Annotated in this window: 24 protein-coding genes and 1 tRNA gene; 13 read left to right on the plus strand and 12 right to left on the minus strand. The window is 66.9% G+C overall.

Going from position 1 to position 24808, the window contains the following annotated elements; all coding sequences use genetic code 11:
* Positions 1 to 14 precede the first annotated feature (14 nt).
* Positions 15 to 2432, plus strand: coding sequence for a hypothetical protein (locus F4Y45_06770; GenBank protein ID MXY24211.1), 2418 nt, complete (start codon positions 15 to 17; stop codon positions 2430 to 2432).
* Positions 2433 to 2504: 72 nt separating this feature from the next.
* Here the strand turns inward: F4Y45_06770 and pilQ are convergent, their stop codons facing one another.
* Genes pilQ through pilM form a run of 4 tightly spaced genes read right to left on the minus strand, consistent with a single transcriptional unit; the run spans position 2505 to position 6863 of the window.
* Positions 2505 to 3842, minus strand: a complete 1338-nt coding sequence (pilQ, locus tag F4Y45_06775) for a type IV pilus secretin PilQ (GenBank protein MXY24212.1) — start codon at positions 3840 to 3842, stop codon at positions 2505 to 2507.
* Positions 3839 to 4969 carry a type 4a pilus biogenesis protein PilO gene (gene pilO / locus F4Y45_06780; protein MXY24213.1) on the minus strand — a complete coding sequence of 377 codons (1131 nt, stop codon included), beginning with the start codon at positions 4967 to 4969 and terminating at the stop codon, positions 3839 to 3841. The genes pilQ and pilO overlap by 4 nt, the downstream gene beginning before the upstream one ends.
* Before the next feature lie 3 nt (positions 4970 to 4972).
* Complete coding sequence (locus tag F4Y45_06785; GenBank protein MXY24214.1) at positions 4973 to 5536, minus strand: PilN domain-containing protein; 564 nt, start codon at positions 5534 to 5536, stop codon at positions 4973 to 4975.
* 34 nt (positions 5537 to 5570) lie between these two features.
* Entirely contained in the window at positions 5571 to 6863 is a 1293-nt protein-coding gene (gene pilM / locus F4Y45_06790; GenBank protein ID MXY24215.1) for a type IV pilus assembly protein PilM, read from the minus strand.
* A gap of 11 nt (positions 6864 to 6874) precedes the next feature.
* On the opposite strand from pilM, the gene rplM reads away from it, so the two are divergent.
* From rplM to thiE, 10 genes are all read left to right on the plus strand, one after another.
* Positions 6875 to 7318: a 50S ribosomal protein L13 gene (gene rplM / locus F4Y45_06795; protein ID MXY24216.1), complete on the plus strand. Its 444-nt coding sequence runs from the start codon at positions 6875 to 6877 to the stop codon at positions 7316 to 7318.
* A 2-nt stretch (positions 7319 to 7320) separates the two neighbouring features.
* Positions 7321 to 7713 carry a 30S ribosomal protein S9 gene (gene rpsI / locus F4Y45_06800; protein MXY24217.1) on the plus strand — a complete coding sequence of 131 codons (393 nt, stop codon included), beginning with the start codon at positions 7321 to 7323 and terminating at the stop codon, positions 7711 to 7713.
* Between the two features lie 40 nt (positions 7714 to 7753).
* A complete protein-coding gene (gene rpsB / locus F4Y45_06805; GenBank protein MXY24218.1) occupies positions 7754 to 8530 on the plus strand; it encodes a 30S ribosomal protein S2 in 777 nt (258 codons plus the stop codon).
* Between the two features lie 75 nt (positions 8531 to 8605).
* Complete coding sequence (tsf, locus tag F4Y45_06810) at positions 8606 to 9208, plus strand: translation elongation factor Ts (protein ID MXY24219.1); 603 nt, start codon at positions 8606 to 8608, stop codon at positions 9206 to 9208.
* Positions 9209 to 9259: 51 nt separating this feature from the next.
* Positions 9260 to 10012, plus strand: coding sequence for a UMP kinase (locus F4Y45_06815; protein MXY24220.1), 753 nt, complete (start codon positions 9260 to 9262; stop codon positions 10010 to 10012).
* A complete protein-coding gene (locus F4Y45_06820) occupies positions 10009 to 10581 on the plus strand; it encodes a ribosome recycling factor (protein ID MXY24221.1) in 573 nt (190 codons plus the stop codon). Before F4Y45_06815 ends, F4Y45_06820 begins: the two co-directional genes overlap by 4 nt.
* 19 nt (positions 10582 to 10600) lie before the next feature.
* On the plus strand, positions 10601 to 11797 hold the full coding sequence (locus F4Y45_06825) for a threonine synthase (protein ID MXY24222.1): 1197 nt from the start codon (positions 10601 to 10603) through the stop codon (positions 11795 to 11797).
* Positions 11798 to 11832: 35 nt separating this feature from the next.
* Positions 11833 to 11908: transfer RNA gene (locus tag F4Y45_06830), tRNA-Ala, on the plus strand.
* A gap of 151 nt (positions 11909 to 12059) precedes the next feature.
* Positions 12060 to 13226 carry an aminopeptidase P family protein gene (locus F4Y45_06835; GenBank protein ID MXY24223.1) on the plus strand — a complete coding sequence of 389 codons (1167 nt, stop codon included), beginning with the start codon at positions 12060 to 12062 and terminating at the stop codon, positions 13224 to 13226.
* Positions 13207 to 13902 carry a thiamine phosphate synthase gene (thiE, locus tag F4Y45_06840; GenBank protein MXY24224.1) on the plus strand — a complete coding sequence of 232 codons (696 nt, stop codon included), beginning with the start codon at positions 13207 to 13209 and terminating at the stop codon, positions 13900 to 13902. Before F4Y45_06835 ends, thiE begins: the two co-directional genes overlap by 20 nt.
* Here the strand turns inward: thiE and F4Y45_06845 are convergent.
* A complete protein-coding gene (locus tag F4Y45_06845; protein MXY24225.1) occupies positions 13863 to 15272 on the minus strand; it encodes an alanine:cation symporter family protein in 1410 nt (469 codons plus the stop codon). The two genes, thiE and F4Y45_06845, sit on opposite strands and share 40 nt — an antisense overlap.
* A 3-nt stretch (positions 15273 to 15275) precedes the next feature.
* Positions 15276 to 16643, minus strand: a complete 1368-nt coding sequence (locus tag F4Y45_06850) for a sodium-dependent transporter (protein MXY24226.1) — start codon at positions 16641 to 16643, stop codon at positions 15276 to 15278.
* Positions 16644 to 16779: 136 nt separating this feature from the next.
* Between F4Y45_06850 and F4Y45_06855 the strand changes: the two genes are divergently transcribed.
* Positions 16780 to 17766: a bifunctional 5,10-methylenetetrahydrofolate dehydrogenase/5,10-methenyltetrahydrofolate cyclohydrolase gene (locus F4Y45_06855; GenBank protein ID MXY24227.1), complete on the plus strand. Its 987-nt coding sequence runs from the start codon at positions 16780 to 16782 to the stop codon at positions 17764 to 17766.
* A 25-nt stretch (positions 17767 to 17791) separates the two neighbouring features.
* Here F4Y45_06855 and F4Y45_06860 read toward each other — a convergent pair whose 3' ends face one another.
* The 6 genes from F4Y45_06860 to kdsB form a co-directional block, all read right to left on the minus strand.
* Positions 17792 to 18388 carry a dephospho-CoA kinase gene (locus tag F4Y45_06860; protein ID MXY24228.1) on the minus strand — a complete coding sequence of 199 codons (597 nt, stop codon included), beginning with the start codon at positions 18386 to 18388 and terminating at the stop codon, positions 17792 to 17794.
* A gap of 71 nt (positions 18389 to 18459) precedes the next feature.
* On the minus strand, positions 18460 to 19707 hold the full coding sequence (locus F4Y45_06865) for a tetratricopeptide repeat protein (GenBank protein MXY24229.1): 1248 nt from the start codon (positions 19705 to 19707) through the stop codon (positions 18460 to 18462).
* Positions 19708 to 19730: 23 nt separating this feature from the next.
* Positions 19731 to 20729, minus strand: coding sequence for a KpsF/GutQ family sugar-phosphate isomerase (locus F4Y45_06870; GenBank protein ID MXY24230.1), 999 nt, complete (start codon positions 20727 to 20729; stop codon positions 19731 to 19733).
* Positions 20726 to 21586 (minus strand): 3-deoxy-8-phosphooctulonate synthase, encoded by an 861-nt coding sequence (kdsA, locus tag F4Y45_06875; GenBank protein MXY24231.1) that lies wholly within the window; start codon positions 21584 to 21586, stop codon positions 20726 to 20728. The genes F4Y45_06870 and kdsA overlap by 4 nt, the downstream gene beginning before the upstream one ends.
* A gap of 24 nt (positions 21587 to 21610) precedes the next feature.
* Positions 21611 to 23287 carry a CTP synthase gene (locus F4Y45_06880; protein ID MXY24232.1) on the minus strand — a complete coding sequence of 559 codons (1677 nt, stop codon included), beginning with the start codon at positions 23285 to 23287 and terminating at the stop codon, positions 21611 to 21613.
* Complete coding sequence (kdsB, locus tag F4Y45_06885; GenBank protein ID MXY24233.1) at positions 23287 to 24126, minus strand: 3-deoxy-manno-octulosonate cytidylyltransferase; 840 nt, start codon at positions 24124 to 24126, stop codon at positions 23287 to 23289. The genes F4Y45_06880 and kdsB overlap by 1 nt, the downstream gene beginning before the upstream one ends.
* 104 nt (positions 24127 to 24230) lie before the next feature.
* Here kdsB and F4Y45_06890 point away from each other — a divergent pair, with 104 nt between their 5' ends.
* On the plus strand, positions 24231 to 24806 hold the full coding sequence (locus tag F4Y45_06890; protein MXY24234.1) for a hypothetical protein: 576 nt from the start codon (positions 24231 to 24233) through the stop codon (positions 24804 to 24806).
* Positions 24807 to 24808 lie beyond the last annotated feature (2 nt).

Genomic DNA, 24808 nt, shown 5'->3' on the forward strand with positions numbered 1-24808 from the left:
CCCTGGAGGCCGCCATGGCGCAGGATAGAGCGGAACCGAACATCCAGGCTCCGACTGGCTCCACGGCGAAGGTCGTCGAACCCTCCCTCGGGAACGCGCTTCCTCATTTCATCCCGCTGACGGTCTTTCCGCTCATGTTAATGGCGGCGAGCTACGGCGGCTGGTGGCTCGCGGCCCCGGTCGCCTTCTTCATGCTCGCGGACCGTTTCGACCAGGCCTTCGGGGTGGAAGAACGGAACATGGATCCTGACGCGACCCGCGAAGGACAGTTGTTCCCGTACAAGCTGTCCCTCTGGTTGTGGGCATCGTGCTGGCCGGTGGTTTTCGTCTTCTCGCTCTGGCAGATGTTCGTCGCCGGCCACCTGTCCGCATGGGAAATCGGTTTGATGGCGGGCCTGCTGACTGGCGTGGGACAGTCAGTGTTCATTGTCGGCCACGAACTCGTGCACCGGCGGGCCTCGTGGGAACGCCGTTTCGGGGAGTTCCTGCTGGCGTCGGCATCCTATCCTCAGTATTCGACAGAGCATGTCTATCTTCACCACCCTCTCGTCTGCACCCCCGGGGATCCCGGTTCCGCGCCCAAGGGAGTGAGCTTCTGGAGTTATCTGCCTCCGGAAGTGACCAACAACCTGCTCGGGGCCTGGCGCTTCGAGCGCGACCGGCTGGCGCGCCGCCACCTGCCGGCGTGGCACTACACGAACGCGTTCTGGCGGTACCTCGTGCTACTCGCCTTCTGGTACTCGCTGGTGTACTGGATAGGCGGCGCTTGGGTCGCGCTGACTTACGCCGTTCTTTGCGGCAGCGCGGTGTTCTCGATGAAGCTCAGCAACTACGTCCAACACTACGGGCTGCGCCGCGTTCGGCTTCCGGGAGGCCGATACGAACCGGTCCAGGCGCGGCATGCCTGGAGCGCCGCCTACAAGTTCACGAACTGGCTCTACTACAACATGCAGCGTCACGCCGATCATCATGCGGCGTCGAACCGGCGCTATCCCCTGTTGCAGCATCACGGTGCGGACGCCTCCCCGCAACTGCCAGGCAGCTACATCCAGATGAACGGCATGGCGATGTTTCCGAAGCGCTGGTTCGCGACGATGGATCCGCTGCTCGATCTCCAGCGCGCCCAGTTCTACCCGGAGATCGATGACTGGAGCGCCTATGACAGTCGCGCTTTTGCCGAACGTCCCGAAGCGTACGAAGAGATTGCCGAGATTCACGGCGCCGCGCCTCGTATCGCAGGGTGGATCAACCGGTCCCCGAAACTGCTCGACAGCCTCCGGGACCGGGAATTCACCGAGCTCGATCTGCCGGACGGTTTCGGACCGGATCCGGAATTCGAGATGATCGCCCGCCGCGGCCTGGCGCGCGTCTACTGGACGCTTGAGTACGGTGTCACCGAAATGAAGGAGCAGCTTGCCGATATTCCGGCGCAGGACAGCCGGGAGGCGGTCGAGGTGGCGCTGGAATGGTCAAATCGCAAGGTTTTCCAGATTGCCGTGCATACGATGCGGGGCAGCCTGTCGCCCTCCGAGGCCGCCACGGCGCTGTCGAATGTCGCAGAGGCTTCGATCGCCACGGTGTTGTCGGCGGTGGAGGAGGATCTGGCTGACCGGGGCGGGCCGCCGGCCGGAGGTGGGGTTGCGGTTGCGGTGGTGGGCGCCCTGGCCAGCCGGGAAGCGGCGCCTGGCGCCGAGCTCGGTGTTCTGTTCGTGTCCTACGGAGCCCCGGCGGACTACTACGAGGCGCTCTGCCGCAAGTGCGGCGAGGCGATCCGTGCGCTGTCGCAAGGCAACCTGCTGCTGAGCCCTCTTCCGCGCGACTGGAACGTGGGCGCCGTCCCTTCCCTTGACGAGTTCGTGGAGCATCACCGCACGGCGGGCACCCCCGACGAACTCCTGGCACTGACCCGTGCGCGGTGCGTATTCGTTTCCGGGGACAGCGGGATCGGGACGCGGTTCGAGTCGGCGCGGCGGGAGGTACTGGCTCAGGGCGCGGCGCGTGAATCGCTTATCGCCTCGTCGAGTGTGCCGGACGAGAGTGCGGTCGAACCCGGCCTGCTGTCCATTGAGGAGATGCGCGGCGGTTTCCGGGACATCGAACGCGCCGCCCTGCTTCTGCGGTTGAGGTACCCCATCGATGCGCCGGACATGCTGGCTCCGGACGCGGTTTCTGTCTTCCGGGCGGCCGGGAAGCGCGGGCTTATTGCCGCTGATGTCGCGGATCGGCTGGTCGGCGCCGCGACGATGTGGCGGAACGTGCGAGGTTCGCTGCGGCTGGTCGCCGAGGATGGCGGCGGGGTCGAGACGGCGGGTCCAAGGGTGAAGGCCGTAGTCGCGCGCGCCTGTGGGCTGGACGATTTCGACCAACTTGACGCTGCGATCCGGGGCACGGCTTCCCGCACGGCAGCCGCCATCGATGCGCTGGCGGCCTGAGCCGGCCTGAGGTCGATTAGGCAACTGCTGTCACATCGCCGCTCGAATGTAGCGGGGTTTCACCACGGGCTGCTAGCCGGCATGCGGAAGGACTATCCGCGGAGTGAGGAAGATGAGGAGCTGATCCGAGCGCCGGCGATCCGCTTCGTTGCGGAACAGGCGCCCGACCAGAGGGATACGTGACAGACCGGGGACGCGGCGATCAGCGCGGGCGCTCGTACGCTCGTAGATGCCGGCGATGACTGTTGTCTCGCCGTTTCCCACCTGCACGGTGGTGTGCGCACTCTGCGTGACGATCGGCGGCACGCCGTTTACCTGGCGGGCGAAATCGGCGTAATCGTTGTCGATCTCGATCTGCAGGATGACGCTCTCCCGGGCCGCGATGCGGGGGGTGACGGCGAGTCGCAGCGCAGCGTCGCGAAACGTGACCGTAACCGTGTTGTTGGCGACGGTCTGGATCGGGATCTGGTCTCCCTGCCGAATCGTCGCCTGCACGTTGTTCTGGGTCGTGACCCGCGGCGTCGAGAGAATCTGCACTTCACCCTCCTCCTCCGCCGCGGACAGCGCCAGGTCGAGGTTCCACGATCCGTCGACCGCGCCAAGTGCCAGCCCGACTGCTGCCGCCGCGGACTGCGCCCGCAGATCGACTGCGCGCCCGGCGTTCTCCGCCACGTCGGCGGTCGGGTCGGCGCCTTCTGCGCCCAGCCCCTGGGTTCCAGCGAGGCGGCCGCCTGCCGCGACGCGTGCCGTGCTTCCCGTCGCGGTGTGTCCCGTCACACCCCAGCGGACCCCCAGTTCGCGCAGATAGTCCTCGCTCGCCTGGACGATACGCGCCTCGATCTCCACCTGTGGCTGCGGCCGATCGAGTGTGGCGATCAACTTCTCCGCGGTATCGAGACGATGGGCCAGGTCCGTCAGGATGAGGGTGTTGGTCCGCGCGTCGATCTGCATTTGCCCACGCGGAGAGAGCGCCGCCTGTGTCACGATCGGCGCCAGTTCCGCGGCCTGCGAATAGTCGAGGGCGCGCGTGCGAACGACCAGATCGCCCGCCAGCACCTCCTCCTCGGCCAGCCGCCGGCGCTGCTCCGCTTCCGCCGTGAGGGTTGCGAGCGGGGCAATCCGAACGATGTTCCCCGCGGCTTCGTAGTCGAGTTGATTGGACCGCAGAATGACCTCAAAAGCCTGATCCCAGGGCACATCCGTCAACGCGACATCGACGATCCCGTCCACCGCCGGGTCGAGCACCAGGTTCAGACCACTGATGTCGGCGAAGGTCCGGAGCACGGATCGGAGGTCGGCGTTCTGAAACTGGAGCGAAACCGGATCTCCGGTGTACTCCTGCGCACCCGCTGCCGGAACGAAGCCGAAGGTGGCGACCAGCCCCGCTGCCAGGCAGTACTTCACGCTCATCGAAACGCCCTGCCCGGCGGCTCTTGACTGTTTCCGTAGCCGTCCAAATCGCCGGGCCCGGCGGTTGCAGACGCAGCGCCATCGCCGGCATTCGTCGCCTCGTGGTCGGCTCCGAACGCCGGCTCGCCGAGCAGGAGACGCACGGGGACGCCGGTTGCGGCCACCGCGCCAGGCGGCTGTATGTCGACGACATCGGTGCCAATCCGTCCGACCACGCCGTCCCGCAGCCGTTCGCCCCCCCGCACCAGCCAGCTCCGGCCGCCCGGCGACTCGAGAACCGCCAGTGAAACGCCGGACGCAACGACGATGCCGTGCAGTGAGAGTTCGCTTGCTGCGATGCCGGGAAGCCCGGCTGCCCGTTCCTCCCGTATGGGAGCCGGAGTCGAAACTGGCAGCGGCCTGAACGGATCTCGTCGGCCGCCCGGATCGAACCACAGCGGTGGGGACGTCGGCGGCGCCGCGGTGTCAACCGCGGTTGCCCGCTGGGACCGGAGCGTTGCCCGAACCAAAGGGTCGGAAGGATCGATCGCGAGTGTTTCAGCGGTGCCGGTGGCGAGGACCGTTCCGTCCAGGTTGTCCCCATCGGCCACGCGGACGGCCAAGTCTCTCACCCAGACCACCTGCCGCAGGTTGCCAACTCGCTCGAGAAAACCGGCGACGTGATGAAACTGCCCGGTCAACTCGAGTTGCACACTCCATCGCGTACCGCGCAGTTCCGTTCCGGCGACGGTGACCGGCTCAGGGGTTCGCGGCGTGTACGTAACGAGCGTCAACGTCGACTGTTCGGCAGTCTCGTGTAACTGGCGGAGGAGGACAGGTGCTTCGCGTCGCGACGGAAAGGCCGAAGCGAGACGGGTGATCTCATGGGCGAGGCGCGCGCTTTGGCCCGTCGCTTCGGTGAGCCTCGTTCCGGCTCGCGGTGGCGCCGACTGTTCTGCGCGCACTTGGGCCAGTTCGCGCTCCTGCATGGTCAGCCATGCCCGACGCGGCGACGCCCAGGCGATTTGGAAGACCAGAAGGAGCGCCGCCGCGACGACGAAGCCCCCCGCCAATCGCCACCACGGCCTCTCCCACAACTCCCGCACTACGGGTCTGATCCCGGCTGTCGCGTAATCTCCGGCGCGCATCGGCTATTCCTCCGCCGCGAACGCCGGCACGTGGAGCTCGAAACGGCCGCCTCCCACCGTGTCGATGTTGGCGACCTCCACCGGCAAGGCAACCCGTTCCGAACTCTCCAGGTTGTCGGCGAACTCGAAAACCGCGGCTGGGCGGGCGGCGCGGCCCGCAATGAACAGCGCCTCCCTTTCTTGGCGCAACTCCGTCAGCCACAGACCATCCGGCAGGCTGCGGCTGACGGTATCCAGCATTCGGGGCAGATCTGCTCGGGTCTTGTGCCAGCGCGAGAGTTGCGCCACGTATCGAGCCAACGTTGAACGCCGTTCCTCCTCCGCCGCAAGCGTCTCCGCGGCAACCGCCTGATCCCGCCGATCGGCGTCCACGGTCTTCCGCGCGTCGGAGACTTCCCGCGCCGTGCGGTGGAGCAACCACGCCTCCGAGACGATTAGTCCCGCCGCGGCCACCAACGCCGCCACCGCCATGGCCGTGGATGCCACCTCCCAGACACCGCCCTGCCACTCCTTCCGCATGCCAGGCGCATCAGCCCGGCGCCTGCCGATCAGATTGACTCGAATCATCGCGTTCTCCTGTCTTGCACCGACTGGACCAGGATCAACGTTCGTCCAAACCCCGGAGCGCCAGTCCGACCGCTATGCTGGCGCTTGCCCGCAACGCATCGGCCCCTGTCGAATCATCCGCCGTCAGGTTCTTCACCGTCAGCCGATGGAACGGATTGAGCGGCCTGACCACGTCGCCGAAGTGCGCGCGGAGGGCTGCGTCGAGCGCGGCTGCCCGCGAAGCGCCCCCGGCCAGCGCGATCCGATCGATGCGGCGCTGTGGATCGCTGCCTCCCTCCGCCGTACCCGCCTCGACGAACTCGAGCGTCCGCTGCACTTCAAGGGCCAGCGCGTCCGCCGCTCCGCGCAACACCGGTGCGGCGTCGGCCGGCCTCCACCCACGGGCCGGCAGCCCCAGCTTCAACCGTTCCGCAACTTCGAAAGACAGGTCCAGTTCACGTTGCAATGCCTCGCTGCAGGCATTCCCGCCGGTCGGCACGTTACGAGTAAGGAGGGACGTGCCGGCGCGAACAACATTGACCGTCGTGGCGCTGGCGCCGACATCGAGCAGCGCGACGCATGCGTGGGCGGGGACATCCATCGAGCCTTCCGGTGCCCCGCCTTCGGTCCATTCAAAGACATTCTGGAGCGCAAGTGCGCCGACGTCGATGACGGCCGGCGTGCGGCCGGCCTCCACGACCGCACCGACGTAAGCCGTCACTGTCTCCCGCCGCGCCGCCACCAGCATCACGTCGAGAGGACCATCGGCACCCGGTGGACCCGCGCCGTTCAGGTGAAAGTCGAAGTGGACGTCATCCGGATTGAACGGCAGTTGCCGTGCCGCTTCGCGGGCCACCGCGCCGGCCAGTTGGGTAGGCGGCGTCGGCGGCAACTCGATACGCTTGACGATTACGGCGCTCCCTGGCAGCGCAACCGCCACATCCCGCCTCCGGATTCCGCTCGCCGCAAACGCCTGCCGAATAGCGGCGGCCACGTCATACGGCCTGACGATCGCGCCATCAACAATGCTGCCTACCGGCGTGGACGCGCGTCCGACGGTAGCAATGGCGCGCGAACGATGGCGGACGACCTCCACCACCTTGACGGCGCTCGATCCGATGTCGAGGCCCACAAGAGGAATGGTCCGGCCGAACAGTCGCTTCAACCCACGCACGCTCAGGTGATCTCCTCCTCCACCCGTTACCCCGTGCAAGATGCAGGCCAACCGGAGAAGTGCGAGGCCTCGAGCGGAGGAACACACCGTTCCCCGACGCCTTGACACAAAACCGCAAGGATCGTTACCATCGGTAGTTTCCGGCGAGCGCCGGAGAGGATTGGTACGTCTCAGAGGGAGGCTCGTTGAACCAGACCGCGTCTACCTACGCTCCGGGACCACGGGAGGTAACCCGGGAATGGCGTCTCATCGACGCTGACTCCATGGTGCTGGGCCGTGTCGCAACCGTCGCTGCACGTCTCCTTCAGGGCAAGCATCGTCCTACTTGGGCGCCCTACCTCGACACGGGCGATCACGTGGTGATCGTCAACGCCGCGCGCGTCCGTCTGACCGGACGCAAGGAACAGCAGAAGCTGTACCGCTCGCACAGCGGTTATCTCGGCGGCCTCCGCGAGGAGCGGGCGGCCTTGCTGCGGGCCAGAAAGCCGGAACGTCTCGTCGAGGCCGCGGTTCGTGGCATGCTGCCGAAGACAAAGCTGGGACGGGCGATGTACCGGAAGCTGAAGGTCTACGCCGGGCCGGATCATCCGCATGCGGCGCAGCAGCCGGTCGCGGTCGAGGTTTCCTGATCGTGGCGCTCGAACAGCACTACGGTACCGGGCGGCGCAAGACGGCTACGGCGCGAGTCTTTCTGCGGCCCGGTGGAGGGGCGTTCACCATCAACGATGTCAGCCTGGAGCAGCGCTTTCCGACGGCGTCACTCCGCACGCTGATCACCGAACCCCTCGTCCTCACCGAGTCGACCGACAGACTCGACATCTATGCCACCGCCAACGGCGGCGGCATGTCAAGCCAGGCGGGCGCCCTCCGCCTCGGTATCGCGCGCGCGCTCGTACAAATGGATCCCGAGCTGCGCGCGCCGTTGAAGAAGGCGGGGATGCTGACGCGCGATCCGCGTTCCAAGGAACGGAAGAAGTATGGACTGGCAGGCGCGCGCAAGCGCTTCCAGTTCTCGAAACGTTAGGCCGCTGGTGGCTGCCCACGCCCTGCCGGATGGAGGAAGCTTGACGCCGTTGACGATGCAGGAACTACTGGACGCTGGTGTGCATTTTGGCCACCAGACCCGGCGCTGGAACCCGAAGATGAAGCCTTACATCTTCGGCCAGCGGAACGGAATCTACCTGATTGATCTGAGTCGGACGGCGGAGCTGATGCAGCGGGCGGAGCAGTTCGTCATGCAGCTTGCGGCGTCCGGCGGCGGCATCCTGTTCGTCGGCACGAAGCGCCAGGCTCAGGATCTCATCGTCGAAGAAGCACAGCGCTGTGGAATGTACTTCGTTAACGAGCGGTGGCTTGGCGGCCTGCTGACCAACTTCACCACCATTCAGCGCAGTCTCGATCGCCTGAAGGAACTCGAAGCGATGGAAACCGACGCGCGCTACGAGAACCTGTCGAAGAAGGAAGTGGCCCGGCTCCAGAAGGAGAAGCGGAAGTTGCACCGCAATCTCGACGGAATCCGCGCAATGCATAAGCTGCCCGAAGCGGTTTTCGTCGTCGACACGCGGCGCGAGAAGATCGCCGTCGACGAGGCTCGCAAGCTCAGCATCCCGGTTATAGGACTGGTCGATACGAACTGCGACCCGGACGACGTCGACTACGTTATCCCGGGCAACGACGATGCGCTCCGGTCGATTCGGCTCTGCGTGATGCGGATCGCTGACGCCGTGCTCGCCGGCCGCGGCCTCCGGAGCAAGCAGGAACCGGCCGGCGGCGTCGACGCCTCGGCGGTGTCGGAAGCAACGCCAACGGCCGAGGTCACCCCGTCAGCCGCCGCGGTCTGACGGAACGAAAGCGGCTCACCACCGGCGGAGATCCTGCGGCGGGATCGTCTGCCAGTCACGATCGGATACCAACAAATGGCTATCAGCGCAGCACAGGTCAAGGCACTGCGGGACAAGACCGGCGCCGGCTTCATGGAATGCAAGGCGGCCCTCACCGAGTCGGACGGCGACATCGACCGGGCGATCACCGTACTTCGGACACGAGGGCAGGCGAAGGCGGAAAAGCGCGCCGGGCGGACCACGCAGCAGGGACTCATTGGCCACTACATCCATCAGGGCGGCCAGGTGGGAGTCCTGGTGGAGGTGAACTGCGAGTCGGACTTCGTCGCGAGGACCGATGATTTTCAGACTCTTGTTCGTGAGATCGCCATGCACGTTGCCGCAGCCGATCCGCAGTTCGTCAGCCGCAACGATGCGCCGGCGGAAGCGGTGGAGCGCGAGCGGGCGATCTTCCGGGCGCAGGCGGAGGAATCGAACAAGCCGGCCCCCGTGATCGAGAGGATTGTCGACGGAAAACTGAACAGCTGGTTCAGTCAGGTGGCGCTGCTCGATCAGCCGTCGGTCCGTGAACCGAAGACAACCATCGGTGACCTCGTGAAGCACGCCATCGCCAAGCTGGGCGAGAACATCACGGTTGCCCGGTTCTCACGTTTCAAGGTGGGCGAGCGGCCCGACTAGTGGCCGGGGCGCGACCTCAATAGGCTGATCTATAATCGCCGCCCGGAACTGATGACCAGCCGGGCCTACCGTCGTGTGCTCCTCAAACTGTCGGGCGAGGCGCTAGCCTCTGACCACGGTGTCTTCGGTATCGACCCGGATGCCACCGGGCAACTGGCGCGCGACATCACCGAAGTGCACGCCCTCGGGGTGGAGATCGCCGTCGTCATCGGCGGCGGCAACATCTTCCGCGGACTTTCTGCGAGCGACCGTGGGATGGAACGCGCTACCGCCGACTACATGGGCATGCTCGCAACGGTAATCAACGCCCTTGCGCTCGCCGACGCCATCGAGCGGCTCGGCGCCCTGACCCGCGTCGTAACTGCGATCGAGATGCGCGAAGTGGCCGAGCCGTATGTGCGCGACCGTACTCTCCGCCATCTCGAGAAGGGCCGAATCGTGCTGTTCGGCGCGGGCACCGGCAACCCGTACTTCACGACCGATACGGCGGCCGCGCTCCGCGCGATGGAGATACGGGCCGACGTCCTTTTGAAGGGGACCAAAGTGGACGGCGTGTTCACGTCCGACCCGCTGACCGACCCGACGGCAACGCTGATCGATCGGGTTTCGCACCAGCAGGTGCTCGAGCAGGGGTTGCGGGTGATGGATGCGACCGCCATTTCGCTTTGCATGGACAACGGAATGCCGATCGTCGTCTTCAATCTCCGTACGCCCGGAAACATGCGGCGCGCGGCGCTGGGCGAGCCGGTCGGCTCAACGGTCACGGCGTCCGGCGCCGAGGACCGTCCGGAGGTAACGACATGACGGCCATCACCGATCCCGAGTCGGCCCACGACGATGCCGAGCGCCGCATGCACGGCGCCGTCGCCCACGTGAAGCGCGAGCTGGCGGGGGTGCGCACGGGGCGGGCGTCGATCAATCTTCTCGACAGCGTCGTGGTGAACGCTTACGGCGCGGAAATGCCGCTCAACCAGGTGGCCAGCCTCTCGGTTCCGGAATCGACGCTGATTGTCGCCACGCCGTTCGACCCGTCGCAGATCCGGGCCATCGAGCACGGGATTCAGACCGCCAACCTCGGACTGAATCCGAGCAATGACGGCAAGGTGATCAGGATTCCCATTCCACCGTTGAACGACGAGCGCCGGCGGGAACTGTCGCGTCTCGTCCACAAGCTGGCCGAGGAGGGGCGGACCAGCGTCCGGCAGGTGCGCCACCACGCGAACGATGCGCTGAAGCGTCTGCTGAAGAACCACGAGCTGTCGGAGGACGAGGAACGGCGCGCGCTCGACGATATCCAGAAGCTGACGGACGCCCACATCAAGGAGATCGACGCGTTGCAGAAGGCCAAGGACGCGGAGCTGCTGGAGCAGTAGGAGCCGAACCCGCCGCCTGATGGCCGCCTCCATCTCCCGGCTCACCCACCTCGACTGTGCCGCGATGTGCGGTGAAGGCTCCTACGATCCGGAGGAGCCGCAGCATCTGTGCCGTTGCGGGTCGCCGCTGCTCGCTCGCTACGACCTGACGCGCGACGCCGGCGTCCGGCTCCGCTCTGCGCTCCGGCGGGGCCGGCCACCGACGATGTGGCGATACGCGGAGGTGCTCCCCCCGGGTGGCGAGGAAGGCGGGCCGGTGACGCTGGGCGAGGGCTACACTCCGCTGCTCCGAACTCGCCGCCTTGCCGACCTGCTCGGAATGGACTGGCTTGCCGTCAAGGACGAATCGGCCAACCCCACGAACTCATTCAAGGCGCGCGGCATGTCGGCCGCGGTCACCGTGGCGCGGCGCCTCGGCGCGCGCACCCTCTCGGCGCCATCGGCGGGAAATGCGGCAAATGCGCTTGGCGCCTATGCCGCCCGCGCCGGACTCGAGGCGCAGGTCTTCATGCCGCGCGACGTCAAGACCCCGTTTATCCGCGAGTGCGAAGAGTACGGCGCGACCGTCACGCTGGTCGACGGGTTGATCACCGACGCGGGCCGGGTTGCCGCGGAAACGGGCGGCCCCCTCGGCTGGTACGACGTCTCGACTCTGCGCGAGCCGTACCGGGTCGAAGGCAAGAAAACGATGGCGTACGAGGTGGCGGAACAGTGCGACTGGGAATCCTGGCCAGACTGGTTCATCTACCCGACCGGGGGCGGCACCGGCATCGTCGGCATGTGGAAGGCCTTCGAGGAACTGGAAGCGCTTGGCCTGATGCCGAAGGACGCGCGCCGTCCCCGGATGGTGAGCGTGCAGGCCGACGGATGCGCACCCATCGTTCGGGCCTTCGAGCGGGGCGCCGATCATGCCGAACCCTGGCAGGATGCCCGCACCGCCGCCGACGGCCTGCGTGTTCCCCGTGCAATTGGCGACTTTCTGATCCTGCGCGCGCTACGCGAGAGCGGTGGCACGGCAATTGCGGTGAGCGACGCCGAAATGGTGGGTGCGATGCGTGAACTGGGTGCGACCGAAGGCATCAGCGCGGCCCCGGAGGGGGGCGCTACGCTCGTCGCCCTCCGGAAGCTGCTTGCCAGCGGCACCATCCTGCCCACCGACCGCGTTGTCCTCTTCAACACTGGCGGCGCCCTCAAGTACCTCGACCTGCTCACCTGACCTCAGGTGTTAAGATCACCAGTTGTCCACCGGACGGGCCGCTAGCTCAGTTGGGAGAGCGCAGCGTTCGCAACGCTGAGGTCGTGGGTTCGAGCCCCATGCGGTCCACCAACCCCTACCCTTGCGACGGACGCCGGATCCGGGTCATCGGCGCGCCGCGCTCGGCCGACCGGATCGTAGAGCTGGCCGATGAGCACCCTTCCCTTGGCCGCTGATCACACGGAGCGGCGAGCACTGGCGCACGTGGCGCTATAGTGCACGCGTGACGACGGAGACGCGAGGGCTGGCGCCGCCATCGCGGCTGGCGGATCGCCTGGATGCAGTGCGTGCGGCACTGGCGGCGGATGGGCTCGACGGGCTGGTCGTCAGCCATCTCCCACATCTCTACTACCTGCTCAACCTGCGGGCGAGTGCCGGGTTGGCAATCGTCGGGACCGACCCCGGCGACCTGACCCTCATCGTTGACTTTCGATACGCGGAGGCCGTGGATCGCCTGCAAAGCGCCGGCTTCATGCCGCCGGGCCTTGACGTCGTTCCCGTTCCGGCCGATGGCACCTACGACGGCACTCTCGCCAGCCACCTCCGCGCCAGCGGAAGCCGACGCCGTGTCGGTATCGAGTCCGACCACTACAGCGTTCGGCGTTGGAGCTGGCTGACGCGCGCGCTCGGCGGGAGTGTGGAATTGGTGCCTTCCGCCGATCTCGTCGAGCGGGCCCGGATGGTAAAGGACACGCACGAGATCGCACTGTTTCGAGCCGCCGGCCACATGCTGGCGGACGTGGTCGCGCCGGCCACGGCGGCAACTCGGGCCGGCCGGACCGAACTGGAAGTGGCCCGCGAAATCGACGCTGTCCTTCAGGCAACGGGCTTCGAAGCACTTGCCTTCGAGACAATCGTCGCCACTGGTCCCAACGGTGCGTTGCCGCATGCGCACCCTGGCGAGCGGCGAATCGAGGAAGGCGACCTGGTGTTGCTCGACTTCGGTGGAGTCCATCACCGGTACTGTGTCGATCTGTCGCGTACGGTGGCGGTCGGGACGATCCCGGACGAGGCGCGGCGCCTGCACGATGCGGTGGCGGAGGCGCAGGCGGCGGCGATTGCGGCGGCCGTCCCGGGGGTGCGCGCCAGCGAGGTCGACGCGGCCGCGAGGGCCGCACTGGAGCGGCACGATCTCGCCGACGCGTTCGGCCACAGCACCGGCCACGGCCTTGGGATCGAGGTGCACGAGCTGCCCCGTATCGGTCGTCGGCGCGTGAGTGGGGAGGGGGAGACAGACGACGCGGTTCTGGCGCCCGGCATGGTCTTCACGATAGAGCCGGGGGTGTATGTCCCCGGCTTCGGCGGCGTCCGCATAGAAGACGATGTCCTGATGACGGAAGATGGGCCGGAAGTGTTGACCACGCCCACCGATCTCCACACGACGAGGTGAGGTAGACCCCGCCGTGCTCCCGGTGCGCCTGCCGCCGCTCTACGCCATCGTTGACGCCGAACTCGCCGCGCGTCACGGTCGGCCGCCGCCCGATCTGGCCGCCGCCTGTTTCGACGGCGGCGCACGGCTCGTGCAACTCAGGGCGCCAGGTGTCGCGTCGGGGCAGCTGGAGGAGTGGTGCGACGCCATCGTTGCGCGGGCGGAGCGTTATGAGGCCATCGTGATCGTCAACGACCGCGCCGATGTTGCACGCGCCTGCGGTGCGGCGGGAGTGCATGTCGGTCAGGGCGATCTGCCTCCGGCGGCGGCGCGAGCCATCCTGGAGCCGGCCGCGATCGTCGGCTTGTCGACACACGACGCAACGCAAGTCGCCGAGGCCGGGTCGCAGCCGGTCAGCTACCTCGCGGTCGGTCCTGTCTACCCCACCGGGACCAAGGCGACGGGGTATGCACCGGTCGGCTTGGCCCTTGTGCATGCCGCCGCGGCGCGCCAGCCCGCGCGTCCGGTTGTCGCCATTGGTGGGATAACGCTGGACCGCGCACCCGAGGTGATCGCGTCGGGCGCCGCCGCAGTTGCCGTTATCAGCGATCTGTTCCGCGGAGACTCGCCGGAGCAGCGGGTCCGGGCGTACGTCGATCAATTGGGCGATTGCGCCCCGGCGTCCGACTTTCCGTAGAAGAACTCCCGGGTCAGGCGGCGGACCGTCCCAACGAGGAACAACACGCCGATCAGATTGGGAAACGCCATGAAGCCGTTGAAGAGCGTGCCGATGGCGAAGGCGAGGCGGACTTCCGCGACCGAGCCGATCAGGACAAAGGCCGTGAAGATGGCCCGATAGGGCGTGATCACGCGCGAGCCAATCAGGAACTCGATGCACTTTTCGCCGTAGTACGCCCACCCGAGCAGGGTCGACAAACCGAACAGGAACGAGCAGACGGCGACGAGCAACTGCGCGTACGGGATGGTCGTTCCGAACGCGGCGGCGGTCAGATCGGCACTCGCGCCCTGGTATCCCGGGTCCGTCCAGAGGCCCGACGAGATGATCACGAAGGCGGTCATCGAGCAGACGACAATCGTGTCCGTGAACACCTCGAAGATGCTGACCACGCCTTGCTCGCACGGGTGCCTTACTTTCGCAATGCCGTGCGCGATCGGCCCGCTGCCCAGACCCGCCTCGTTCGAGAGGACGCCGCGGCTGATGCCTGCCGCCACCACTTGCGCGACTGACGCGCCGGCGACGCCTCCCACTGCGGCAAGCGGAGTGAACGCGCCGGTCACGATCTGCAGGAAGATCGTCGGTATCTGATTCGCGTTCAGCACGATGTACAGGAGCGCGGCGGCGATATAGACCACGATCATGGACGGCACGAGCCGTTCGGCCACCGCGGCGATTCGCCGAATGCCACCCAGCAGGATCAGTCCGACAATCACGGTGACCACAATGCCGGGTATCCAGAGCGGTGGATCGATCCCGGCCGTGCTGCGCGCCGCCTCGACGAACGTACGGGCGATCGCGTTCGATTGCACCATGTTGCCGGTGCCGAACAGCGCCGTCGCCGCGCCGAAGACGGCGAACAGCACCGCAAGCGTCCGGGCTGTCGGAGCGTGGGGAATCCCGCGGACGATGTAGTACATCGGGCCGGCGGCCATTTCGCCCGTCTCGCGGGTGACACGGTAATGAACACCGAGAACCGCCTCCGCGTACTTCGTTGCCATGCCTGCGATGGCGGTGATCCACATCCAGAAGACGGCGCCCGGACCGCCGATCAGGATCGCGGTGGCAACCCCGGCGATGTTGCCGTTGCCGACGGTGGCGGCCAACGCGGTGGAGAGCGCCTGGAACGAACTGATCGTGCCCGTGCCCTCGCCCGACGGGCGGAATACGCCGGCAAGGGTCTGCCTCACCGCGAAGGGGAAGCGGCGAACCTGCACGAAACCGGTCCAAACGGTTACGACACCACCGACCAGGACGAGCAGCAACGGCAGCGCGAACGGGTGGTAGAGGAGTTCTTCCGCCCGCGCCATCAAGCTCGTCAGGGCATCCATGACTCAGAACATCGAAACGAAGGTGCCGATGATGATGGACGCGATCGCAGCGGGGCATACCCACCGGAGGAGGGCGGCCCAGACCCTTGGAGCCGGGAACCAGGCGCCATCCGCACGCAGTTCCTCCAGCGCACCGTCCACGCGCCAGACCCAGCCGACGAAGATCGCCGTCAGCAGGCCACCGATCGGCAACGCGAACTCGTTCCAGACGGTCACCATGAGGGTCAGGAAATCGGTGCCGAGGCCGGGCAGGTTCGTCAGGAACGCGACCGCTCCCCCGGAGAGGGCGCAGGGGATCGCGAACGCGGCCACGATCAGCGTCACCGAACCGACCGCGCGCCGCCGGGTCCAGCCCCAGGCGTCGACGCAGTGCGCCACCGGCACCTCGAGCAACGAGATGGTGGACGTGAGAGCCGCGACGCTCAGCAGCAGGAAGAAGGCCGCTCCGAACAGTTGTCCCCCTGGCATTGTGGCGAACAGCCCGGGCAGGACGGCAAAGATCAATCCCGGTCCGCTTGCCGCCGGGTCGAAGCCGGCAATCGAGAAGCCGGTCGGGAAGATGATGAACCCGGCGAGCAGGGCGATGCCGGTGTCGAGCATCGCGATCCACATGGCGGACGTCGCGATCCCGTCCTGCCTACGCAGGTAGCTGCCATACGTGATCATGCAGCCCATGCCGAGGCTGAGCGAGAAGAACGCCTGCCCGAGCGCCGCGTTGACAATTCCGAAGTTCGCGATCTCCGAGAAGTCGGGCTGCAGGTAGTAGGCGATTCCTTCGGCGGCTCCCGGGAGCGTGACGGCGCGAATGGCCAGCAGGACGAGCAGGACGAGCAACGCCGGCATCAACGCCTTCGTAACTCGCTCTATGCCGGCGCGGACGCCGCCCAGCAGGACGCCGGCGGTCGTCCCGACCACGACGACGGCGAGGATGATGGCTACCAGTCCATTGGCCGTGAACTCACCGAAGAAGCTGCCGACTTGCTCCGCACTGGAGGGTAGCGCGCCGGTCGCGGCGAACCACATGTAGGCGACTGCCCAGCCTGCGATCACGGAATAGAAAGAGAGAATGCCGGCGCCGGCCAGGACGCCCAGCCCTCCCACCAGCCACCACGCGCGTCCCGGCGCGAGAGCCGCGAAGGACCCGACCGGGCTCTGCTGCGTCCGCCGGCCCATCGCGATCTCGGCCACCTGGATCGGAATGCAGATCAGCAGAACGCAGGCGAGATAGATGAGGACGAACACGGCGCCGCCTCCCTGTCCCACCTGGGTCGGAAAGCCCCAGATGTTGCCGAGGCCGACGGCGGAACCGGCCGCCGCCAGGATGAACCCGGTGCGCGAGCCCCAGGCGCCGCGACCGCCACCTGCAGTCATTGGATGGCGCGCCGTCCCGCTGGAAGGAAGTGGCGAGGGGGTGAGGGCGGGTCTGTCGGTGCGCCCATGTCGCGGGGCATTCTAACGAAAGTCGGGTAGACTCCCAAACGCATCGCGCGTAGACGGAATCCCTCGCATGTCGTCCGAAGAATCTGCTTCCACGTCGACCTCAGCCGCATCCGCTGCGGCAGGAACCGCGAGAAGGCTGGACGGGACCGCCGTCGCGGAGGCGATTCGCGGATCGCTTCGGTCAAGGATCGATGCGGTACGCGACGCGACGGGCCGCCCGCCCACCCTGGGCATCGTGTTGGCGGGAGACGATCCCGGTTCCGCAATCTACGTCCGCGGCAAGGTCTCGGCGAGCGAGGCGCTCGGCATGGCAACCGATCTGCGGACGCTGCCCGCCTCCGCATCATTCGACGAGGCGCTTGCCATCGTCGAAGAGTTCAACCGTGACGACGCGATCGACGGGATCCTCGTGCAGTCGCCGCTTCCGTCGGGCATGGGAGACGACGCCGAGCAGCGGATCTTCGATGCGATCGACCCGGCCAAGGATGCCGACGGGTTCCATCCGGCGAACGTGGGTCGTCTGGTGCAACGGCGGCCGACCTGGGCGCCTTGTACGCCGTCGGGCATCATTGAGCTTCTCGACCGGCACGGCATCGAGATCGCCGGGCGCCGCGCCGTCGTCATCGGCCGGAGCGACATCGTCGGCAAGCCGATCGCGATGCTGTTGCTGCACCGGCACGCAACGGTCACGATCTGTCATTCGCGCACGGTGGACCTGCCGCGCGTGGCCTCCGAGGCGGACATCCTGGTTGCCGCCATTGGTCGTCCCGCCTTCATCACGGCGGATTTCGTCCAGCCCGGCGCCACGGTGGTCGACGTCGGCACGAACGCGCTGACCGATCGTGAACAGGTCGTCACGATTTTCGGCGAGGCGAGCAGGAAGGTGCGGGCGTTCGACCGCCGCGGCCAGGTGCTGTCCGGCGACGTTCACCCGGAGGTGGCGAGCGTCGCCGGCGCCCTTACCCCGGTTCCCGGCGGCGTCGGTCCGCTGACGATCGCGATGCTGATGTCGAACACCGTCCGCGCCGCCGAGGCGCGACTCGGCTTTCCGTAGCACGCCGTTGACTGGCGGCCCGTTGTCAGGCGAGGGCGCGACAGAGTTCGTCCACCTGCCGCGCGGTTTCCTCGAACGAGCCGTCCGTGTTGATCAACAGGGAGGTGCGAGTCACCTTGTCGGTGATCGGCAACTGCGCCGCCAGCCGCCGCCGCGCCTCAGCCTCAGAGAAACCGTCGCGCGCCATGATGCGCGCGATCTGAGTTGACGGTGCGCAGGCGACGACGACCACCCGGTCGAACTCGGCGTCCCGTCCGGTCTCGAACAACAGGGGGATGTCGGCGACGGCGAATGGCGGGGAGGTGTTCGCCGCCGCGTGGGCGCTGAACCAGTCGTCGATCGCTCGGCGCACCGGGGGGTGGACTATCGCCTCGAGGTCTGCCCGCGCCGCCGCGTCCCGGAAGACGAGGGCGCCGAGACGTTCCCGATCAAGTCTGCCGTCGGACTGGACGATGCCGTCGCCGAACCGACGGCGGATCGCTACGTGCGCCGGCTGACCCGGTTCCACGACCGCGCGCGCCAGCTCGTCTGCGTCGACAGTCGGAACTTCGTGCGCTTGCAGCTGGCGGACGACGTACGACTTGCCGGTGGCGATTCCGCCGGTCAGTGCCACGCGCAGCATGTTGGGAGGCTCGCGCCGTCAGAGCGTTCCCGTCGCGGACAATCTTGCCGCACACCCGTTTGGCAGGGCGCTCAGGCCGGCGCCTCCTCTGGCGCCTCCGCGTCCTCGGTTTCCTCCGCGTCCTCCGCCGGCGCGATCCGTTCCTCCACGAAGGTGTTCCACTCGTGGCACTGCGGGCATTGCCAGAGCAGTTCCGTGCTGCGGTAGTGACATCGCATGCAGATGTGGGGATCGAGATAGAAAACCGACTCGTGCGTCAGCGACAGGTACCGGTTGACAAGTGCCTGATCGAAGTCCAGCTTCATGAGCGATCGCCAGATCGCCAGATGCACGGCGAGCGCATGGGGATTGTGAACGAGCGAGTCGAAGAAGAACTCCAGTGCGTGCCGCGCGTCGCCTTGAGCCGCCAGATGCTGGCCGAGAGTCATTCGAGCGCGCCAGTCCTGGGGGTTCGCGTCTATCAACCGGCGGCAGAACTCGATGAACCGGCCATGGCTGCTCGCCCCGGCGTATGCCTTTTCCAGCCGGTCGAACGCCAGGTACGAGCGTTCCGGCGCGGTCCGGCTGATTTGCTCCCAACGTGCGATCGCCTCGGTGGTTTGTCCCTGCTGCAAGTGAACGTCGCCCAGATTGAGCGACGCCGGTACGGTTCTCGGGTCGAGTTCGAGCGCCGTCTCGAAGTGCCGGACCGCCTGTTCGGGTGAGCCCTGGCGCATCGCCTGGAGCCCCAGTTCGTTCTCGAGGAACGCGAGGATCGCCTGATCGCGCGGCTTCTCCACGTCGGGAGCGATGTTGGTAATCCGCTGGCGGATAGCGTGCGCTTCCTGCCACTGCTGCTGTTCTTCGTGGATCTTCTCCAGATTCAGCAACGCGTACTGGTTGCCCGGATCGAGCCGGGTAACTTCCGAGAATGCCTCGAAGGCGCGGTCGATGAAGCCGCCCCGCTTGTAGTCGAGTCCGAGACAGAGCAGTACATAGGCCTGTTCCATTTCGGTGAGCTTGGGGCGTTGCAGCAGGCGCTGATGCAACTGGATTGCCTTGCTCACCTGGCCGCGCTCGCGGTACAGGTTGCCCAGGATCAGGTTGATTTCCAGCGCCGTCGAATCCAGCCCCATGGCGCGGGTCAACTCCTCGATCGCCAGGTCAATCTGGTTCGACACGAGGAAATTCAAACCGAGGATGTAGTGAGGCGACTCACGGATCTTGCGCCGGTCGATCCAGCGGCCGTCCTGCAGCTTGTACCGCTCCCATGCCTTGCCGGCGGCAAGGCCGATGAGAAGCGCCGCAATCGGTGCGAGCAGCAGCAGGGTGTCGGTCATCGCTGTCGTTTCGCCATTCTTCTTCAGAAGAGTTCCGTCCGCCAGAGGTCATGCAGGTGGATCAGGCCGGCAACGCGCCGCCCCGCGTCGACCACCGGAAGCGACGTGATTCGACGCCGTTCCATCAGGAGCAGGGCCTCGACGGCGAGCGTTGAGGGATCGATTGTCAGCGGCTCGGCCGACATGATGTCTCGCGCGCGTTGCTCGCCAGGCGGCGGCGCTGACCGGCGGCGCGTCGGCAGGTGACGGCGCAGGTCGCCGTCGGTGACGATTCCCGCCAGCCGGCCGTCGGCGTCCGCTACGCAGGTCATTCCGAAGCCGCCGTCGGTGATCGTCTCGACGACGTCGTCGAACGACGCGTCGGGAGTAACGACCGGGACCTCTCCGCCCGAGTGCATCAGTTGATCGACGCGCAGCAGCCGCTTGCCGAGCTGTCCGCCCGGATGGAGATGAGCGAAGTCCTCCTCTCGAAACCCCTTCCGGACAAGCAGCGCCATCGCCAGCGCGTCGCCGAGCGCGAGCGCGGCGGTGGTGCTCGCGGTCGGCGCCAGGTTCAGGGGACACGCCTCGGCGGAGACGCTGCAGTCAAGGGCCACGTCGGCTGCCTCTCCCAGCGCGCTCTCGACGGAGCCGGTCAGCGCGATGAGCCTCGCGTCGAGTCGGCGGATCATCTCGATCAGGCGAATGAGCTCCGGCGTTTCGCCGCTCTGGGACAGCGCGATGACGACGTCAGTCGGATGGATCGCACCCAGGTCACCGTGCACGGCTTCGGCGGGGTGGATGAAGTACGCCGCGGTGCCTGTGCTCGAGAGGGTGGCGGCAAGCTTGCGCGCAATAATTCCCGACTTGCCCATGCCCGTCACGATCACGCGGCCCGAACCCGACGCCAACAGGTCGACCGCAGCGTCGAAACGCTCGTCCAGTCGATCGGCGATCGCCGCGACCGCCTCCGCCTCGATGCGCATCACGCGCCGGGCCAGGTCGACCGCGGTCGCAATCGCCGACAGGTCACGGGCGCTCATCGGCTTTCCCCGGCCCCGGTCGCGGCGAGCCGTCGATGCGAAGCCTCGGAGATTGTCACGAGTCTCTGCAGCAGGGGTTCGAGGCGATGCAGGGGCAGAGCGTTCGCTCCGTCGCTCCGGGCGCGCGCCGGATCGTCATGCACTTCAAGGAACAAGGCGTCGATGCCTGCCGCGACCCCCGCCGCCGCCAGCGGCTCGATGAACTCCGGGCGACCCGTGCTCGCGCCGTCGCCGCCGCCGGGCATCTGCACACTGTGGGTGACGTCGAATACGACCGGGTAGCCGAGAGAGCGAAGCTGGGGAAACGACCGGACGTCGACCACCAGGTCGCGGTAGCCGAACAGCGTGCCGCGCTCGGTGATGATGACCTGATCGTGTCCGGCAGCCGTCGCCTTCGCGACCGCGTGCCGCATATCGAGCGGCGCCATGAACTGACCTTTCTTGAGATTGACGGTTCGTCCGGTGGCGGCGGCGGCCACGATGAGATCCGTCTGGCGCGCAAGGAGAGCCGGGATCTGCACGATGTCGGCCACCTCCGCGACGGGCGCCGCCTGGGCCGGTTCGTGGATGTCGGTCAGGACGGGAATGCCCAGGTCGGCTTTGATCGCCGAGAGAATCCGCAGCCCCTCGGCCAGGCCCGGCCCGCGGAATGACCTGATCGATGTCCGGTTCGCCTTGTCGTAGGATGCCTTGAAGACGAACGGCACGCGGCACCGGTTCGTGATGTCGCGGAGAGCTGCTGCCATCGCCGCGGCATGCTCGCCACTCTCGATTACGCAGGGGCCCGCGATGAGCGGCAGTGACGCGCCGTCGCCGAACGCTACGCCGCCGGCAGCAACCGTTCGCACGCCCCCCATTCTATAGAGGGGAGCGCCGCCGGATCAGGCAATCGACGCGGCCGCGCCGGCCCGGACCGACACGTCGTGCTCGTGGGCCGCCCGTACGAACTGCGAGAACAGCGGGTGTGGGGAGTGCGGTTTCGACTGGAACTCCGGGTGGTACTGCACCGCAACGAACCAGGGATGCCGGGGCAACTCGATTGCCTCGATGAACTTCCCGTCGGGGGAACGTCCGGCGAAAACCAGACCCGCCGCCGAGAGCCGATCCTCGTAGGCGCGGTTGAACTCGTAGCGGTGCCGGTGACGCTCGTGAATCGTCGTTCGGCCGTACGCCGCGTAGGCCTTCGTGCCGGCCCGCAACTCGCACGGATAGCTGCCGAGGCGCATCGTTCCGCCCAGCTCGTCGACGCCCAGCAGGTCCCGGAGCTTGTAGATGACGTTGTGCGGCGTTTGCGCGTTGCACTCGGTCGAATCGGCATCGTCGAGGCCGCACACGTGACGCGCGAACTCGACCGCCGCCCACTGAAACCCGTAACAGATGCCCAGGTAGGGAATCTGCTGTTCACGCGCCACCTGCGCCGCGCGCATCATCCCGCGCGTTCCCCGGTCGCCGAATCCTCCCGGCACGAGGATGCCGTCCGCATCGGCCAGCCCAAGCTCGTCGTCAGCCGATTCCAGCTCCTCGGCGTCGGTCCATTGGATCCGGAGGTTGAGCCTGTGAAGGAAGCTGGCGTGCGACAACGCTTCGTTCAGGCTCTTGTACGAGTCCTCGTAGCCGACGTACTTGCCGACGATATGGATCGTGACCTCGTCGGATGGGTTCCGGATCCGCTCGACCAACTGTTCCCACGTCGCCATGTTCCGCGTCGTGTCGGGGAGGCCGATCTGCTTCAGCACGATCCGGTCGAGCCCCTCGCCGGAGAGCACGAGGGGCACCTCGTAGATGCTCTCGACATCCTTCGCTGTAATCACAGCTTCCTCGTCGACATCGCAGAACAGGGCGATTTTCTGCCGGATCTCCCGCGGCAGCAGCCGGTCGGTCCGGCAGAGCAGGATGTCGGGATGGATGCCCATCGAACGGAGGTCGCGTACGCTGTGCTGCGTCGGTTTCGTCTTCAGTTCGCCCGCCGCGCCGATGAACGGCACCAGCGTGAGGTGGACGTAGAGCGTGTTTTCGCGCCCGAGATCCTGCCGGAGCTGCCGGATCGCCTCGATGAACGGTTGGCTCTCGATGTCGCCCACCGTGCCGCCCACTTCGATCAGGACAACGTCGACGTTTCCGCCTTGTGCGACGATCTGCATCGCTCTCTTGATCTCGTTCGTCACGTGGGGAATGACCTGCACGGTACCGCCGAGATAGTCGCCGCGCCGCTCCTTCTCGATGACCGACAGGTAGATCTTGCCGGTGGTCCAGTTGTGGTTGCGTGTCGTCAGGGTGTTGGTAAAGCGTTCGTAGTGGCCCAGGTCGAGGTCGGTTTCCGCGCCGTCCGACGTAACGAACACTTCACCGTGCTGGTACGGGCTCATCGTTCCCGGATCGACGTTGACGTAAGGATCGAACTTCTGCAGCGTGACGCGATAGCCGTGCCCCTCGAGCAGGGCGCCGATGGATGCGGCGGCGAGGCCCTTGCCGAGCGACGAGACAACCCCGCCGGTGATGAAGATGTACTTGACGGGACGACCGGTATCGGTGACTGGCGGATCTTGCGTTGGAGGCATCATCGGCGTCGCGGTTCCAAACGTGTGCCGGATGTGATGCTGCTGGAGATGCCGTCGCCTCCGGTGGACATCAGGCGACGGACCTGTTCCAGATCTTCCGGTGTGTCGACGCCGACCGGGACGGAGTCTGTTTGCACGACTCCGATCCGGACGCCCGTCTCCAGCGCGCGCAACTGCTCGAGCTGCTCGGTTCGCTCGAGCGCGGTGGGCGGTGTGGCGGCCAGCGCCAGCAGCGCCGCGTGTCGATAGGCGTACAGGCCGATATGCTTCCAACCGAAGGGCGGTTCGTTCCGGGGAGCGTCGGCCCGGTGGGGGATTGGCGCCCGCGAGAAGTAGAGCGCATCGCCCCTCCCGTCGGTCACGACCTTCACTACGTGTGGGCTGGCATGCTCCGCCGCGTCGCTGACGGGGCAGCAGGCGGTGGCGATGCCCAGGGTCGGGTCACCCGCCAGCTTGCTGACCATACGGTCTATCAACGTGGGGTCGACTAACGGTTCGTCGCCCTGCACGTTGACGACGAGCGGAACGTCGAGCTCGCGCGCCACCTCCGCGAGCCGGTCGCTGCCGGTCGGGTGATCGCGCCGGGTCATCCGCGCCTCGCCGCCGAAGGACCGGACCGTGTCCAGGATGCGCGGATCGTCCGTCGCGACGATTACCCTGTCGATCCTGGTGGCTGCCGAGGCGCGACGGTAGACATGCTCGATCATGGGTCGACCGCAGATGTCGGCCAGCGGCTTGCCGGGCAGACGGCTCGAGTCGAAACGGGCCGGGATGATAGCGGTTACCGAGACAAGGGGTGCGGGTCCGGTGGACTGTGCCGCCGCCGCCGCAGGGTGCACGGTGAAGAATAGCACACGGCATGCCAATGCGTGCAGGGACGTGCAGGCGTCCGCCGGCCGGTGCGGGAGTACGTTAGTCTAGCCTGCAGAGAGACGGTTCAGCGATGTCCTCCTGGCGCATTGGCCTGCTCGTTGTCGGAAGTGCGTTTGTTACCTTGTGGCTCGCTGCCGCCACGATGGCGCGTCGCGGCGACGTGCCGGTTCCGGGAAGCATGGCTCCTGCTCCGCCACCCGCGTCGGTTGCCGCCGCGGTCGCCCGACTCGACCAGGTGCCGAGCCTGACTGCGTCGATGGCGCAGTTGCGGCAACGATTGGAGAGGGCTGACTCCCCTCGCATCGGGACTCGGAACCCCTTCGCGTTTGGTCCCGAGGCTCCTGATGCCGCAACCGCGCACGGCACGGCATCATCCGAGCCGACGGTAGGGCAGGCTGGCCCGAGTGTCATGTTGCGCGCCGCGCCCGTCGACCGGTTCGGCCTGGTGCTCTCCGGGATTGCCGCCACGAACGCTAGCGCCGGCGGAATGGAACGCACCGCGATATTGACCGCGCGCACCGGTGACGCCCTGCTCGTCCGTGCGGGTGACAGCCTGCCTGGCAACTGGCGTGTCGTTTCCGTGACCGACGCGAGCGTCATGCTGGAGGACACTTCCGGCGCGACGCGCCGGCTCGATCTGCCCTAGCT

The sequence above is a fragment of the Acidobacteriota bacterium genome (assembly GCA_009838525.1).
GTDB lineage: Bacteria > Acidobacteriota > Vicinamibacteria > Vicinamibacterales > UBA8438 > VXRJ01.